Origin of the sequence: Kribbella solani (assembly GCF_014205295.1) — a bacterium.
In the GTDB taxonomy this organism is placed as follows: Bacteria; Actinomycetota; Actinomycetes; order Propionibacteriales; family Kribbellaceae; genus Kribbella; species Kribbella solani.
The window spans coordinates 7,338,046-7,352,975 of the sequence record NZ_JACHNF010000001.1; the positions used below are offsets into that span (position 1 = coordinate 7,338,046).

A 14,930-nucleotide genomic window follows, 5' to 3' on the forward strand; every position below is an offset into this window, starting at 1 on the left:
CTGGATCGCACTCTAACCCCGACCCAGACCCAAGGATCTCATGAGGCGGGCGACGTATCAGCCGAAGCGCCGGGCTGGGTGGTATCGCGGGAAGTGCTGGGGTGGTTGGTGGCGGGCGGCACGGTCGGCGAAGCGCCGGGCTGGGTGGTGGTGAGGGTGAGGAGGGAGCGGGCGGCCTCGTGGGTGGGGGCGGAGGCGGCGGCGCCGTTGGTGGTGGTGGAGAGGGCGCCGGCGGCGTTGGCGAGGCGGGCGGCCTCGATCAGCGGGGCGTCGTGGGCCAGCGAGGCAGCCAGCGAACCGCAGAACGCGTCCCCGGCGCCGACCGTGTCGACGGTCGCGACCTGATGTGCCGCGATCCGTTCCTCGTACCCGCCGTCCCGATCCAGTACGTACGCGCCACGTGCGCCGAGCGTGACCACGCAACCGCGCAGATCCCAGTCCTCGGCGAGCTTCCGCGCGATCGCCGGCACCTGCGACTCGTCCTCACAATCGAGTCCGGTCAGCGCCGCCGCCTCGACCTCGTTCGGTACGAGCACATCGACGTACGCCGCCAGCGCCGGATCCACCGGGCCGACCGGCGCCGGCGTGAGAATCGTCGTGACGCCCGCGGTCGAGGCGAGCCGAAGGGCGGAATGGCTCGCCTCGACCGGCAGCTCGAGCTGAACACTCAGCACCTTGCTCGCGACCAGCGCCTCGGTCGCCGCGTCCACGTCGGCCGCGGTGATCGCCGCGTTCGCACGCGACACGATGATGATCGAGTTCCCGCCATCGGGCAGTACGAGCGGAAGTCCGACTCCGGTCCCGAGCGACGGATGCCGTACGACCCACGAGGCGTCGACGCCGTTCGCCGAAAGCAGCTCCAGAAACTCCTCGCCGTACCGGTCTTCGCCGATCGTGCCGACGATCGCCGTCCGCGCTCCCATCCGGGCGGCCGCGATCGCCTGGTTCACGCCTTTGCCACCGAGGAACTCGGCGAACCCGGTTCCGTGCAGCGTCTCGCCCGGCAACGGTCGCCGCTCGGCCGACGCGACCAGATCCTTCATGAACGAGCCGAGCACGCAGACGTCGTACTCGCTCATGCCTGGTCCTCCCGCAGACGTTTGCCCAGGGCACCGGACGGGTGAAACCGCGCGAAGTCCTGATGACTGAACTCCCGCAGTACGACCAGCGCGCAGGCGAGCGCGTCGCCCATCGCCAGGGAAGCGGTGGTCGAGGCGGTCGGCGCCAGGTTCAGCGGGTCGGCCTCGCGCAGCACCATCGTGTCCAGCGTGTACGTGGCCAACCGGGCGAGTGTCGACTGCTCTCGCCCGGTCATCGCGATCACCGGGATGTCCCGCTCGCGCAGCATCCGCGCGAACGCGCACACCTCGGCGGTCTCACCGGACGCGGACAATGCCAGCACGATGTCCCGGTTCGTCACCGCGCCGGAGTCCCCGTGCAGTGCGTCACCGGAGTGGATGAAGGTGGCCGGCGTACCGGTGCTGGCCAGCGTGGCGGCGATCTTCCGGCCGACCAGACCGGACTTGCCGAGACCGGTCACGACCAGGTGGCCTTCGCAGCGCGCGACCGCGGTCAGTACGTCGAGGAACACCCCGTCGAGCCGGCCGGCGAGCGCGGACACCGCCGCGGCCTCGGTCTCGATGGCGTCCCGCGCCGCCTGCAGTCCCCGCGCGACCAGGTCCCTCGGCAACTCGGCGGCACCGCGTAGTTCGTCGGCACCGCGCAGCTCGGCGGCCGCGGGCAGCTCGTCGACCGTGCGGTGGGCGGACGCACGGTTCGGCACAACTGGCATTCCAGCGCCTCTCATCTCAGAAATCGATTTCCGAAGATTAGGCAGCTCGATCCGCCGGTGTCAACGTCTGCATCCAGGTCGAAACCCTTGCCCACAGGTACGAATCGGGGGAGTTGATCACATCATCACCGGACCGGCTCTTGACCGGCCAGGTCGCCGATCGTAGATTGCGAGAAATCGATTGCCCTCTCGAAGCCGCCGAACCAGGTTCACGCCGCTGCCGCAAGGTCGTGCCCCCGGGTCGCGGTTCGGCCGTTCGTGAACACACCCCTGGAGCACCTGATGGCCGCAACACCCACCCCTGCCAGCCAGTCCGGCCTCGCCCGGCAGTTCAGTCGCCGGTCCGTCCTGCGCGGCGGGCTCGGTGCCCTCGCCGCGTCGGCGGTGGGCGTACCGCTGCTGTCCGCCTGTGGCGGAAGCTCTTCCAGCGGGAACGCCAAGGAGTTGTCGTTCTGGAACTTCTACGGCCCGTCCGACGACCAGGGCCCGCAGAGCAAGTGGTTCGTCGACACCGTCGCCGAGTGGAACAAGAACAACGACGTCAAGGTCAAGCTGCGGTACATCCCCGGCAAGGACTACCTGAACGGGACCACGCTGCAGACCGCGTTCCAGTCCGGCCAGGGCCCGGACATCTTCCTGATCAGCCCCGGCGACTTCCTCCGCTACTACAACGGTGGCGTGCTGCAGGATCTCGGGTCCGCCTTGTCCGACGAGGCGAAGAAGGACTACCTGCCCGGCCTGCTCGAGGCGCGCAGCGTGGACGGCAAGGTGTACGGCCTGCCGATGGAGATCGAGCCGCTCGCGATGTACTACAGCGAGGCCGCGTTCGAGAGCGCCGGCCTGTCCGAGGGCGACCTGCCGAAGACCTGGGACCAGACTCTCGCGATCGCCCAGAAACTCACCAACAGCAAGCGGTACGGGGTGATGTTCGAGACCGCGCCGGGCTACTACCAGAACTTCACCTGGTACCCGTTCATGTGGCAGGGCAACGGGAACGCGATCAAGGACGGCAAGTCCGCGTTCGACTCGCCGGCCGCCGTCCAGGCGCTGAAGTTCTGGGGCGACACGATCAAGACGAAGGTCGCGCCGCGGAAGGCGCTCGGCGACGGCGGCGGTGACGTGGTGTCGAACCTCGGCTCCGGCGCGGCCGCGATGCAGCAGAGCGGGATCTGGGCGGTCTCGGACCTGCGCACCAAGGCGAAGAACTTCAAGTACGGCATCATCCCGCTGCCCACCCCGGACGGCGGTCAGGCCGCCACCGACCTCGGCGGCTGGGCGTTCGTGGCGAACTCGAAGGGCGCGAACCCGGAAGCGGCGGCGAAGTTCATCGCCTGGGCGCTCGGCTCGACCGACGCGGCCGGCGTCGAGCGGCAGCGGCAGTGGAACACCGTGGTGAAGACCAACCTGCCGCCGCGCAAGTCGGTCCAGGAGGCAGCGGACGCCAAGGGCGCGTTCGCCGACGGCGCGCTGAAGAAGTACGTCACCGAGATCGCGCCGACCGGGAAGCCGGAGCCGCGGTTCCCACCGGAGGTGTACCAGCCGATCGCGGACGCGATCCAGGCCTGTCAGCTGAACGGGTCCGACCCGGCCAAGGCGGCGGCCGACGCGGCGCAGAAGATCGACACCTTCCTGAAGACCTACCAGGGCGCGCCGATCAGCTGATGGTGACGACAACAGCCCCACCGTCCGCACCGAGGACCAGACCGCACGCGAAACCGAAGGCCGGGATGACGCGGAAGCGGCGCGAGGCGCTGGCGGCGTACGCCTTCCTCGCGCCGGACACGATCGGCCTGTTGCTGTTCGTGGCGATCCCGATGGTGCTCGCGTTCGGTGTCGCGTTCTTCAAGGTCGATGGCTTCGGCAACTATCAGTACGTTGGTCTGGCCAACTACAAGCTGATGGCCGGCGACGATCAGCTCTGGGCGTCGCTGAAGGTCACCGCGACGTACGTGGTCGCCTTCGTACCGATCGCCTTCGTGGTGAGTTTCGCGCTGGCGATGCTGGTCCGCAACCACTTCAAGGGCATCGGCTGGGTACGCTCGGCGTTCTTCCTGCCGAACGTGGTCAGCCTGGTCGTCGTCGGTCTGATCTGGCAGTTCCTGCTCGTGGACAAGCAGGGCGCGCTGTCCAAGCTGCTGGCGCCGCTCGGGCTCGGTGACGTGTCCTTCCTCGGTACGCCGTCGCTCGCGCTGGGTACGTACGTGGTGATCAGCGTCTGGTTCCTGATGGGATACCAGATGCTGGTCTTCCTGGCCGGTCTCAAGGACGTGCCGAAGGAGCTCGAGGACGCCGCCGAGATCGACGGTGCGGGCCCTTGGCAACGATTCCGGTACGTGATCTGGCCGCTGCTGCGCCCGACCAGCTTCTTCGTCGTGGTGAACTCGACGATCGGCGCGGTCACCGGTCTGCAGGCGTTCGACCTGGTCTTCGTCCTCACCAAGGGTGGTCCGGCCCGGGCGACCAGCACGGTCGTGCTCTACATCTACGAGCAGGCGTTCACCTTCAACAACATGGGGTACGCCGCCGCGCTGACCACCGTGGTCGTCGCGATCCTCGTCGTCTGCACCGGCCTGATGTTCGGCTTCACCCGAGGAGGTCGTTTTGACGAGGATTAGAATCGTTCCGATCCTTGCCCATGTTCTCGCGATCATCGCGGTGGCGCCGCTGCTGTGGATTCTGATCAGCGCGTTGCGGCCCGCGGAGGACGTGTTCAGCTTCGGCTGGCCGCGGCACTGGACGCTGAGCAACCTGCAGTACGTGTTGCTGAAGATCCCGATGCCGCGGTTCATGCTCAACTCCGCGATCGTGTCGGTGACGGTCACGGTGATCGCGCTGTTCTTCCACTCGATGGCGGCGTACGCGCTGGCGCGACTGCGCTTCCCGGGCCGCGGGATCATCTTCTCCGGAATCATGTCGACGCTGCTCGTGTCGCTGCCGGTGATCCTGGTTCCACTGTTTCTGGTCGCAAAGCAACTGGGTCTGCTGGACAGTTACGCCGGTCTGATCGTGCCGAGCATCTTCCACGCGTTCGGGATCTTCCTGCTCCGGCAGTACTACCTGAACATCCCGCGCGAACTGGAAGAGGCGGCCGACCTGGACGGCTGCGGGTACTGGCGGCGGTACTGGAGCGTCATCCTGCCGCTCAGCCGGCCCGTACTGGCATCGCTGTCGGTGCTGTTCTTCCTGGCCAACTGGAACGCGTTCCTGTGGCCGCTGACGATCACGCGGAACCCGGATCTGCGGGTCATCCAGCTCGGTGTGTCCGGCATGCAGGGGCAGTACGCCTCGGCGTGGAACCTCATTCTCGCGGCCGCGGTGATCGCGGCCATTCCGACGGTCGTCGTGTTCGTCGCGGGCCAGCGCCGGCTGGTCGACGCGATGAAGACAACCGGCCTCAAGTGAAGGGATAGCTCATGAAGCGTGGGGCCTTGCTCGCTGTCCTGCCGCTGGTCCTCGGATCGGCGACCCTCCTCACCCAGTCCCAGAACTCGCCACCGCCAACCGCCGCGTCGACCGCCATCGGCACGGCACAGGTGGAGTCGAAGGGCACCCCGAGCCCGAGCGACGGCGACCTGTGGCCGTCCTGCTGGGCCGGCAACGACAAGCTGTACGCCGCGAACGGCGACGGCAAGGGATTCAGCACCGGCGGCGACTTCGCCGACATCGCCGTCAGCGAGATCAACGGCACCCCCGGATACTTGTCTGGGGCAACGATCTCGAAGGGCGACCAGGTCGGGTCGATCTGGAGCGGTCCCGGGTACAACCGGAAACCGACCGGAATGGTGTGCGTCGGTGACACCATGTACCTGGCGGTGCAGGATCTCGCGCTCGACTTCAACGACGTACCGGCGGCGAGCATCCTGAAGTCCACCGACCACGGCAAGACGTGGACCTGGGACAAGAAGAAGCCGATGTTCGCCGACCACGTGTTCACCACGATCTGGTTCGCGGACTTCGGCAAGGGTGGCGCGCTCGCGCCGGACGGTTACGTGTACGCGTACGGGCTGGACGGCAACTGGCGCGACTCCTTCGACGACACGGTTCCGGACCCGCAGAGCGTGTTCCTCGCCCGTGTCCCGAAGAACAAGGTGCAGGACCGCGGCGCGTGGAAGTTCTACACCGGTTCGGGCTGGTCGGCGAAGATCGCTGACAAGAAGCCGGTACTGACCGACACGCGGCGGTTGTACGCGCAGACGTACGGCACGAACGCGTCGAACTTGAGCGTGATCAGCCAGGGCGGCGTCACATACCTGGCGAAGCAGAAGCGCTACGTGTACACGTCCTGGACCGAGTACACCTTCGAGTTCTACGAGTCGCCGACGCCGTGGGGCCCGTGGAAGCACTTCATGAGCAAGGACTTCGGTGGGTACCCGTGGTCGACCTCGAAGTACGGCGGGTACGGCGTGACCATCCCGTCCAAGTTCGTCCAGCCGGACGGGAAGACGATGTACCTGCAGGCGAACGTGTGCCCGTGCGGCGGCGGCGGGATCGGTACGTCGGTGTACAACTTCAACCTGCGCAAGCTCGTACTCACACCGTCGTCCGACGCGCCGGCCGCCAACCTGCCCGGCCCGGACACCCTGGCGGCGCCCGCGAGCGGAGCGGTCGCAATCTCCAAGTCGACAAATTCCGGCAGTCTCGCGCTGATGAACGACGGCGCGCGGACGGGCAGTGAGTCGGACTTCGACGACGAGGTGAAGGGCGCGTCCTGGTGGGGGTACGAATGGCCGGCGCGGCACAAGGTGAACAACGTCGAGTTCACGTCCGGCACGGTGTCGGCGCAGGGCGGCTACTTCACGGGCCGTCCGCGAGTACAGGTCAAGCAGAACGGTGAGTGGGTCGAGGTCGGTTCGCAAACGGTGTCGCCGGCGTACCCCGGTGATGCGACGGCGGGGGCGAACACGACGTACACGTTGACGTTCCCGACGCAAGAGACCGATGGCGTCCGGGTGATCGGTCTGCCCGGCGGGACGCGCTCGTACACGACCGTGTCCGAGTTGGCGGTCCGGTACGTCGCGCAGCTGGCCGACGGTGGGTTCGAAGGTACCGGTGGTGGCAAGCCCGCGTGGCAGTTCGAAGGCGCTGCCGCCAATGGTGTCGACCGTGGTCTGGGCTTCGCGCACTCCGGTGCGAACAACGGCTGGATTCGCTGTACCTGCACGGGTTTCAGCGATCTCTACCAAACCGTTCCGGTGACGCCCGGCGCGACGTACACCTTCGGTTCGTGGATCAACGCGTCCGCGAATCTGCCTGCCGACCAGGGCCGGTTCGGTGTACGCGCCGGAGGCCAGGACCTGGCCGGCACGACCTTCGGCGCCGGCACCGGCTACGTACACCATGAGGTAACTGTCAAAGTCCCTGCCAACACCCACGAGCTGACTGTCCACGCCGGCTTCACCGGGCCGAACAAGGACACGTGGATTCAGGTGGACGACTTCACAGTGAGTTGAAAGACCGGAGTGGTCGGTGGTGTCGTGGGAGGAGTGGTCGGCGCTCACGGCCAGGGGAGGAGCTCCGGGCCGGTGACGGGGGACGGGCGACCTGCGTACCAAGCGGTCAGGTCGGGGAGGCTGCCGGTCAGGACGAGGTCCTGGCCGGTGCCGTTCTCCCAGGTGGCGGTGGGGGACTGGAGGATCAGGTGCGTGCCCTCGGGCGTGCGGGCGCGGAGGAAGTCGAGCAGGTGCAGGCAGAAGTCGGTTGGCCAGGACGCTGGAGTCACTCCCAGATCCAAGTCAGTGGTGTGGATGGTCAGCTCGCGCCAGGTGGCTTCCAGACCGGCCGCCAAGTTGCTGTTGCGGTGGAGGATCGGGCGGTCCCAGTCGTCCTCGCTGACCTTGTCCCATGAGGTGAGCAGAGTGGTGACGGCTTGGGTGACATGGGCTGCCAGTTCGGTGGCGGGGCGATCGGCGCCGGCCTCGATGGCGGCATCGCGGGCAGGGCGGCCGCCGTCGTACACCTCGATCAGCCGGCCCTGGAGTGCCTCGTCGACCTGCCGGGTCATCGCCTCGGAGAAGTTGGCGAGGTGCGTGATCACGTGACCGCGGGACCAGCCCGGTAGGGCCGAGTCGGCGCGGGCGGTGGGGTCGTCCAGGTCCGCGACCAGGCCGAGCAGTTGGCCGGCGGCGGTGCGGATCGGCTCGGCGGCATCCGCGGTTCCGGTCAGGGCCACAGCATCTCCTTCGTCCAGCCGGCCGGTGCGTTGCCGTCGGCGGTGTCGAGTCGGTAGCGGAGGCGTACGTGCCGGCGGTCCTGGTCGGATTGCCAGAACTCGGCTTCCTCGGCGCGCAGCGTGTACAGCGTCCAGTTCGGCGCGACCAACTCCGGGTCGTCGGCGATTCGCTCGGCCTGTTCCTTCACCGCCACGTCGATGTCGGAGCGATCCGTCAGTACCGCGCTCTGCTTGCCGACCAGCGCCTCGGCGCGGGCCGCGACCGGGCGGGCCAGGAAGTCGCGCGCGGATTCCTCGGCCGGCGCGGGCTCGACCGTACCGACGATCCGGACCTGGCGCCCGAGCGGCACCCAGTAGAACGTCAGCGCCGCGTACGGCGAGATGTCCAGCTCCTCGCCCTTCCGGCTCGTCGACGTCGACGCGAACTGCCAGCCGTCGTCCGTCACGTTCTTGAGGATCAGCACCCGCCCGTTCGGCCGGCCATCGGCGCGGACCGTCGACAACGTCATGGCGCACGGCTCGGGCACCTGCTCGTCGATCGCGGTCAGCAACCACTCGACGAACAGCGCGTGCGGGGTGTCGGGCGACTCAGCGGGTTCCCAGGCCGGCGGGTTCCCGGTCAGGGTCGGTACGGCGCGCAGCCGGGTACGAAGATCGGTCACGCGCCGACCCTAAGCGAGTGATTCACATGCCAGCAAGCGGATATCCCATTAGTATCACCAGATGACCACGCTCGCCCTGGCCTTGGCCACCACGATCAAGCACGACGGGCATGGCGGCGTGGCCGACCTACTGTCCACGCCGGAGCAGGCAAGTGCGTGGTTCAGTACGTACGAACCCCTCGTACGCGACGTCCTCGGAGCCGCACCGGTTGAGCCGGAGTTCTTCCAGGGCGACCTGCTTCGGGTACGGCGTGCGGTGCGGGCGCTCTTCGCGCGAGCGGTGCCCGGCGCGCCCAGCAAAGCCGACGCGAACCGGCTGATGGATGCGGGCGACGCGCTCCGGATGCTCAACCGGGCAGCGGACCGGCTCGGTACCACCCACCTGGACTGGCCGGCCGACGGTCCGCCGGTGCTGCGCTGGTCCGGGCGCACCGACGACCCCACCGCGCTGCTGATCGGCGCCATCGCGCGCTCCGCGATCGACTTCCTCGCCGGTCCGGACCGCGACCGGCTACGCGCCTGCCCGGCCGCGCGGTGCGTCAAGTACTTCCTCCAGGACGACCCACGCCAGACCTGGTGCTCCCCGTCCTGCGGCAACCGCGAACGCGTCAACCGCCACTACCGCAAACGCACCACCTGATGCCCTCGTCGATAACCTGACGCCATGACCAAGCTTGACCTGACCGTGTCCGCGCCCGACCTGACCGAGGCGCTGGTGAACATCGCGTCCGTCAGCGGTACGGAGGAGAAACTCGCGGACAAGGTCGAGAAGGCGCTCTCGGCGTACCCGCATCTGAAAGTCTTCCGGCACGGCAACACCGTGGTCGCGCGCACCGACCTGGGCCGCGCCGAGCGGATCGTCCTCGCCGGGCACCTGGACACCGTCCCGCTGAACGACAACCTGCCCGCGCGCCGCGCCGACGGACTGATCCACGGGCTCGGTGCCTGCGACATGAAAGGCGGCGTCGCGGTCGCGCTCCGGCTCGCCGCCACGCTGACCGAGCCGAACCGCGACCTCACCTACGTCTTCTACGACTGCGAGGAGATCGAGGCCGAGCGGAACGGCCTGTTCAAGCTGACCCGGTCCAACCCGGAGCTGCTGGAAGGCGTCTTCGCGGTCGTGATGGAGCCGTCCAACGCGGCGGTCGAGGCCGGCTGCCAGGGCACGATGCGGATCGAGGTCACCACCCGCGGCGAGCGCGCGCACTCGGCCCGCTCCTGGATGGGTGTGAACGCGATTCACGGCGCCGGCGAAGTCCTGGCCCGCCTCGGGGCGTACGAGCCGCGCCGCGTACCCATCGACGGACTGGAATACCGCGAAGGACTCAACGCGGTCGCGATCACGGGCGGGATCGCCGGCAACGTCGTACCGGACCTGTGCACGGTCACCATCAACTACCGCTTCGCCCCGAACCGCTCCGAGGCGGAGGCCGAGGCGCACCTGCGGTCGGTGTTCGAGGGGTTCGACGTGGTCGTGACGGACTCCGCGCCGGGCGGCCTGCCCGGCCTGGACCGACCGGCCGCGGCCGCGTTCCTGCAGGTGGTGGGCGGCGAACCCCAACCCAAGTTCGGCTGGACCGATGTCGCCCGCTTCACCCAACTCGGCGTACCCGCCGTCAACTACGGCCCCGGCGACCCCCTGTACGCCCACAAACAGGACGAGTTCGTCCCCGAAGCCGAGATAGCCCTGTGTGAACAACGCCTGAGGACTTGGTTGACAAGCCGCGCCTGAGCGGGCTCTGTTTCCGCGCACCGAATAACCTGGACGCATGTCAGAACCATCGATCCACCCCGACCGTCCGGTTGGCCAGCAGCAGCGCGGGCCGATCCTGATGCGGCGCAAGCAGGTGCAGCACTCCACCTCCGAGCAGCGGCTGCTGGACAGCCGCGGCCCGTCGGACTGGGTGCACACCGACCCGTGGCGGGTGCTGCGCATCCAGTCGGAGTTCATCGAGGGATTCGGGATGCTGGCCGAGCTCGGCGCCGCGATCAGCGTGTTCGGTTCGGCCCGGACGAAGCTCGACGACCCGATGTACGCCGCCGCCGAGCAGTTCGGCCGGAAACTGGTCGGTGCCGGGTACGCGGTGATCACCGGCGGCGGACCGGGCGTGATGGAGGCCGCGAACAAGGGCGCCTCGGAGGCCGGCGGCGTCTCGGTCGGCCTCGGCATCGAGCTCCCGTTCGAGAACGGCATGAACGAGTGGGTCGACATCGGGATGAACTTCCGGTACTTCTTCACCCGGAAGACGATGTTCGTCAAGTACGCCCAGGGCTTCGTGGTGATGCCCGGCGGGTTCGGCACGCTTGACGAACTGTTCGAGGCGCTCACGCTGGCCCAGACCCGCAAGGTCACCTCGTTCCCGGTGGTGCTGTTCGGGTCGGCGTACTGGGGCGGCCTGGTCGACTGGCTGCGTACCACCATGCTCGCCGACGGCAAGATCTCACCCGCCGACCTGGACATGTTCGTGGTCACCGACGACGTCGACGAGGCGATCAGCTACATCGTCAAGGCCGGCGAGCTGGCCGACGCCGCCGCCGAACAAGCCGCCGAAGCAGCCGCCCACGAAGTCGAGTCCGCCACCGACCCCACCACCCATTCCCACCAACTAGGCTCCGACGGCAGCTAACCCCCCCCGCCGCGCCCGCCCAGCCAGCCGGCCAGCCCGCCCGCCCGGCCAGCCAGCCAGCCAGCCAGCCCGCCCGCCCGCCCGGCCAGCCAGCCCGCCCGCCCGCCCGCCCGGCCAGCCAGCCCGCCCGCCCGCCCGGCCAGCCCGCCCGCCCGGCCAGCCCGCCCGCCCGGCCAGCCCGCCCGGCCGGCCCGCCCACCCGGCTCCCGCCGGCAACCGAGTCGGTCACGCGAACACCCAGCGCCGTACCCACAGATCGGCCGGTGGGAGTGCTGCGTCGGAGCGGACGGGTCGGGGCTCGCTGGGGTTAACCACTCGTCTTGAGGGGCGGGGTCCAGTGGTCTAAGCAACGAGTAGTTCGGCCAGTGCTTGGGCTGGGGTTTTGAGGTTGAGTGTAGGGCGGGGTCGTTGGTTGAGGGTGGTGGCGATCTGGTCGAGGCTGGCGGCGGTGTGGGTGGACAGGTCTGTGCCTTTGGTGAGCCAGAACCGCAGGAGCCGGTTGGTGTTCTCGTTGGTGCCGCGTTGCCAGGGGGAGTGGGGGTCGCAGAAGTAGACAGGCATGTTCAGATCGAGCTGGATGCGCCGGTAGGCGGCTAGTTCGCGTCCGCGGTCCCAGGTCAGGGAGCGGCGCAGGTGGTCGGGCAGGGTGCGCATCTGGGTGATCATGGTCTCGGCCACGGTGTCGGCGTCGTGCTGGCCGGGCAGGTGCAGCAAGATGGTGAACCGGGTGGTGCGCTCGACCAGTGTGCCGACCGCGGAGCGGTTGCCGGTGCCGATGATCAGGTCGCCTTCCCAATGTCCGGGCACGGCACGGTCGGTGGCCTCGGCGGGGCGTTGACTGATCGTGAACGCTTCCCGGTACGGGTTTCGGGCCTGGCGATGGTCGCCGCCGCGGGGTTTGCGGGCCGTGCGGCGCAGGCTCAACTGCCGGTGCAGGTCTTGTCGCAGCTGGCCGCGGGTCTGCACATACAGCGCTTGGTAGATGGTTTCGTGCGACACACGAGCCATCCTCTCCTGCGCGCTGTCGCCGGGGTGATCACGGCGCAGTACTGCCGCGATCAGGCCCGGGGACCAGCCGGTGTCCATCCAGCCGGTGATCCGGGCGCACAGCCCCGGATCGGCGGCCAGCTTGAACTCCTTGGGCCGGCGCCGCCGCTCATGAGCGGCACGGTGAGCCACCGGCGCCCAATAGGACCCGTCCCGGCCGCGATTGCGGGCCACCTCACGCCAGATCACCGACTTGTCCCGCCCGATCGCCTCACCGATCCCGGCATACGACAACCCCTGCCGTAACAGCACAGCGATCACCGCCCGGTCCTCACTGGTCAACGGCCGCCGAGCTCGCGTCCCCGCGACCCCACCCGGGACTGCTGCTGGCACGCTGCCCGGCAACCCACCAGCTCTGTTCTGCCGCAACGATGGCTCCACAAGCCCCGATGTTCGCCACCACAACGAACCCGTATCCCACGACACGCCGACCGCCGACGCCGCTGACTGCACCGACCACCCACCACCCACCAGCGCGAAAAACTCATCCCGCACTCCGTACGGATACCTCATCGGCATACACAACACCTTCCATCAGGCGTTGCTTCGACCACTGGACCCCGCCAGGGTTCACCACCGGTATACGGGTGGTGAACCCTCAAGAGGAGTGGTTAACCACCCGCGTTGGAGAGGCGGGTGGGGAGCCGAAACCCTCGGTGCCGGCGCTGAAAATGCGGGTGTCGGTGCGGGTGACTCGGGCGGCATGGCACGATCGGTCCCGTGATGTGGTTCTTCGGGCTGATCGTGATCGTACTGATCGGGGCTGTAGCAGTCGTGGCCTCCGGGCGTTGGGGTGCCATGAGCACCGCGTACGACGACCGCCCCGACATGACCGTCCCCGCCCGCCAGGCCCTCACCGCGACCGAGATCGAGTCGGCCCGCTTCGCCGTCGGCGTCCGCGGCTACCGCATGGACGAGGTGGACACCCTCCTCGAACGCGTAGCCAAAGAGGTAGCCGAACGCGACCGCCGCATCGCCGACCTCGAACGAGCCGTAGCCCCCATCCTCGACACCCCCAACGGCACCGGCTTCACCACAAGCCCCACAAACACCCCCACCGACTTCGAGGATCCCGGCACCCGGCCCCCCATCATGGTCGGCGGCAACTTCCCCGAACCCCCCACAACCCCCGAGCACCCCACCGCCCCCCAGACTCAGCCGTCTGCCGACGCCCTGGCCGAGCAGTACACGGACGCGCGCGCTCAGCAGTACACCGGCACCCAGACCGATCAGCCCACGGATGCTCAGGCACAGCAGTCGACCGGTGCTCAGACTGGGCAGGCCGCGGCGCCCGTCGTACCACCTGCGGTCGCCTCGTCAGCGGTCGAGCAGTCTGCTCCGCCGGCCGGCGACCCCACCGCCGAACAGGCCGCGCCCACCACCGACCAGACAGCCGAGTCGACCGCGCCAGCTCCCCAGAGCACACCGCCGGTCACACCCCCAGCACCTACCGGGCCCGCGTCCACGCCACCCGCGTCCACTCCACCCGCGTCCACCGTGCCCGCGTCCACCGCGCCCGCGTCCACTCCACCGGCGTCCACTCCGTCAGTACCGGGTGGTGTGCAAGCGCCAGGTCCGCAAGCTCAGATGGCACCTGCTGGGAGCTCCAGGAACCAGCCGGCCGACCACCCCTCGTACGAACCAGCGGACGACGACCCAGCAACCACCGAGCTCCCACGCACGAACCATGCGGCCGACGAGTACGAACGCCTGCAAGCCGAAGCCCGTGCAGTACTGGAAGCCCAGTCCCAGCCCGTAACCCCCCGCCGTACCCCGGCACCCCAACACTCCTCCACCCAGCAACCCCCAACCCAGTCCTTCACTCAGCAATCCTCGACCCAGGAACCCCCGAGCCAAGTCTCAGCCCAGCCCCAACCGTCCGCCCCCGAGGACCGCGCTCAGCAGCGCCGCCCTGCACAAGACCAGGCCACACCCGAGCCGCCCGTACAGCACCTCGCGCAGGAGCAGCAGGCGGGTACTGGGGAGCAGGCGGACGTGCGGGACAACGGGGACGCGGGGAGCGGGGACCAGGAGGAGGGGTGGCGGTTTTGGCCGCCGGAGGGGGCTGATGGGGAAGGGGCTTATCGGCGGCCTAGCTGATGGTCGGCTTGGGTGAGCGGGGCGTACGCCGGGCAGAGGCGGCTGTGATGCTCCGCGTGAGTCCGGAGGTCGCCTGGGACGTGGTGATGGACTGGGAGCGGCAGTCGCGGTGGATGTTGTTCACCCGGGTGTGGGCCACCGGGAACGGCGGCGTGGGGGTCGGAGGTGGGGTCGCGGCGCGTACTTCTGTCGGTGGTGTCGGGTTCACTGACGACATGGTCATCACCCGCTGGGAGCCGCCGCGTGAGTGCACGGTGAAACATCTCGGCAAGCTCGTCCAGGGCACAGGCACGTTCACCATCGAGCCCGTACCCCTCACCACATCCAATACCAACCACCCCACACCCCACCCAGACAGCCCCAACCACGCCCACACCGACCGGGCGGTTGGTGGGGTGGGGTGTCGGGTTGTTTGGCGGGAGGATGTGGTGCCGCCGTTCGGGTGGGTTGGGGCGGTTGGGTGGTTGGTGGGGCGGTGGGGGTTCGAGTTGTTGATGTGGGTTTCGTTGCGGCGGTTGGTTCGGGAGGTTGGC

Annotated in this window: 13 protein-coding genes; 8 read left to right on the forward strand and 5 right to left on the reverse strand. The window is 68.6% G+C overall.

Features of this window, described 5'->3' with window-relative positions; genetic code table 11:
- Nucleotides 1–38: 38 nt before the first annotated feature.
- Together HDA44_RS34120 and HDA44_RS34125 are read right to left on the reverse strand one after the other, a co-directional pair.
- The gene (locus HDA44_RS34120; RefSeq protein ID WP_184841596.1) at nt 39–1,079 is read right to left on the reverse strand and encodes a ribokinase; all 1,041 of its coding nucleotides are present in this window, start codon (nt 1,077–1,079) and stop codon (nt 39–41) included.
- Nucleotides 1,076–1,792: a KpsF/GutQ family sugar-phosphate isomerase gene (locus HDA44_RS34125; protein ID WP_238352610.1), complete on the reverse strand. Its 717-nt coding sequence runs from the start codon at nt 1,790–1,792 to the stop codon at nt 1,076–1,078. The genes HDA44_RS34120 and HDA44_RS34125 overlap by 4 nt, the downstream gene beginning before the upstream one ends.
- A 282-nt stretch (nt 1,793–2,074) precedes the next feature.
- Here HDA44_RS34125 and HDA44_RS34130 point away from each other — a divergent pair, with 282 nt between their 5' ends.
- The 4 genes from HDA44_RS34130 (at nt 2,075) to HDA44_RS34145 (ending at nt 7,242) form a co-directional block, all read left to right on the forward strand.
- On the forward strand, nt 2,075–3,454 hold the full coding sequence (locus HDA44_RS34130; RefSeq protein WP_184841598.1) for an ABC transporter substrate-binding protein: 1,380 nt from the start codon (nt 2,075–2,077) through the stop codon (nt 3,452–3,454).
- 65 nt (nt 3,455–3,519) lie between these two features.
- Nucleotides 3,520–4,407, forward strand: coding sequence for a carbohydrate ABC transporter permease (locus tag HDA44_RS34135; protein WP_202887717.1), 888 nt, complete (start codon nt 3,520–3,522; stop codon nt 4,405–4,407).
- Nucleotides 4,394–5,194 carry a carbohydrate ABC transporter permease gene (locus HDA44_RS34140; protein WP_184841602.1) on the forward strand — a complete coding sequence of 267 codons (801 nt, stop codon included), beginning with the start codon at nt 4,394–4,396 and terminating at the stop codon, nt 5,192–5,194. The genes HDA44_RS34135 and HDA44_RS34140 overlap by 14 nt, the downstream gene beginning before the upstream one ends.
- Nucleotides 5,195–5,205: 11 nt before the next feature.
- Nucleotides 5,206–7,242, forward strand: a complete 2,037-nt coding sequence (locus HDA44_RS34145; protein WP_184841605.1) for a DUF4185 domain-containing protein — start codon at nt 5,206–5,208, stop codon at nt 7,240–7,242.
- Nucleotides 7,243–7,286: 44 nt separating this feature from the next.
- Here the strand turns inward: HDA44_RS34145 and HDA44_RS34150 are convergent, their stop codons facing one another.
- Both HDA44_RS34150 and HDA44_RS34155 read right to left on the reverse strand, forming a co-directional pair.
- Nucleotides 7,287–7,961 (reverse strand): maleylpyruvate isomerase family mycothiol-dependent enzyme, encoded by a 675-nt coding sequence (locus HDA44_RS34150; protein WP_337906737.1) that lies wholly within the window; start codon nt 7,959–7,961, stop codon nt 7,287–7,289.
- The gene (locus HDA44_RS34155; protein ID WP_184841607.1) at nt 7,952–8,623 is read right to left on the reverse strand and encodes a pyridoxal 5'-phosphate synthase; all 672 of its coding nucleotides are present in this window, start codon (nt 8,621–8,623) and stop codon (nt 7,952–7,954) included. The genes HDA44_RS34150 and HDA44_RS34155 overlap by 10 nt, the downstream gene beginning before the upstream one ends.
- A 61-nt stretch (nt 8,624–8,684) precedes the next feature.
- Here HDA44_RS34155 and HDA44_RS34160 point away from each other — a divergent pair, with 61 nt between their 5' ends.
- The 3 genes from HDA44_RS34160 to HDA44_RS34170 are packed head-to-tail and all read left to right on the forward strand — an operon-like array spanning nt 8,685 to nt 11,250.
- Nucleotides 8,685–9,263: a CGNR zinc finger domain-containing protein gene (locus HDA44_RS34160; protein WP_184841609.1), complete on the forward strand. Its 579-nt coding sequence runs from the start codon at nt 8,685–8,687 to the stop codon at nt 9,261–9,263.
- 24 nt (nt 9,264–9,287) lie between these two features.
- The gene (gene dapE, locus HDA44_RS34165; protein ID WP_184841611.1) at nt 9,288–10,355 is read left to right on the forward strand and encodes a succinyl-diaminopimelate desuccinylase; all 1,068 of its coding nucleotides are present in this window, start codon (nt 9,288–9,290) and stop codon (nt 10,353–10,355) included.
- A 37-nt stretch (nt 10,356–10,392) separates the two neighbouring features.
- Nucleotides 10,393–11,250, forward strand: coding sequence for an LOG family protein (locus HDA44_RS34170; protein WP_184841613.1), 858 nt, complete (start codon nt 10,393–10,395; stop codon nt 11,248–11,250).
- Between the two features lie 342 nt (nt 11,251–11,592).
- On the opposite strand, the gene HDA44_RS34175 is transcribed toward HDA44_RS34170, so the two are convergent.
- Nucleotides 11,593–12,816, reverse strand: a complete 1,224-nt coding sequence (locus tag HDA44_RS34175; RefSeq protein WP_184830367.1) for an IS30 family transposase — start codon at nt 12,814–12,816, stop codon at nt 11,593–11,595.
- A 204-nt stretch (nt 12,817–13,020) separates the two neighbouring features.
- Here HDA44_RS34175 and HDA44_RS38315 point away from each other — a divergent pair, with 204 nt between their 5' ends.
- A complete protein-coding gene (locus HDA44_RS38315) occupies nt 13,021–14,397 on the forward strand; it encodes a DivIVA domain-containing protein (RefSeq protein ID WP_272956665.1) in 1,377 nt (458 codons plus the stop codon).
- Nucleotides 14,398–14,930 lie beyond the last annotated feature (533 nt).

Coding starts and splice junctions, on each gene's coding strand:
- HDA44_RS34160 (WP_184841609.1), top strand. CDS start 8,685: ATGACCACGCTCGCCCTGGCCTTGGCCACCACGATCAAGCACGACGGG.
- HDA44_RS34125 (WP_238352610.1), bottom strand. CDS start 1,792: ATGCCAGTTGTGCCGAACCGTGCGTCCGCCCACCGCACGGTCGACGAG.
- HDA44_RS34145 (WP_184841605.1), top strand. CDS start 5,206: ATGAAGCGTGGGGCCTTGCTCGCTGTCCTGCCGCTGGTCCTCGGATCG.
- HDA44_RS34130 (WP_184841598.1), top strand. CDS start 2,075: ATGGCCGCAACACCCACCCCTGCCAGCCAGTCCGGCCTCGCCCGGCAG.
- HDA44_RS38315 (WP_272956665.1), top strand. CDS start 13,021: ATGTGGTTCTTCGGGCTGATCGTGATCGTACTGATCGGGGCTGTAGCA.
- HDA44_RS34120 (WP_184841596.1), bottom strand. CDS start 1,079: ATGAGCGAGTACGACGTCTGCGTGCTCGGCTCGTTCATGAAGGATCTG.
- dapE (WP_184841611.1), top strand. CDS start 9,288: ATGACCAAGCTTGACCTGACCGTGTCCGCGCCCGACCTGACCGAGGCG.
- HDA44_RS34135 (WP_202887717.1), top strand. CDS start 3,520: ATGACGCGGAAGCGGCGCGAGGCGCTGGCGGCGTACGCCTTCCTCGCG.
- HDA44_RS34175 (WP_184830367.1), bottom strand. CDS start 12,816: ATGCCGATGAGGTATCCGTACGGAGTGCGGGATGAGTTTTTCGCGCTG.
- HDA44_RS34170 (WP_184841613.1), top strand. CDS start 10,393: ATGTCAGAACCATCGATCCACCCCGACCGTCCGGTTGGCCAGCAGCAG.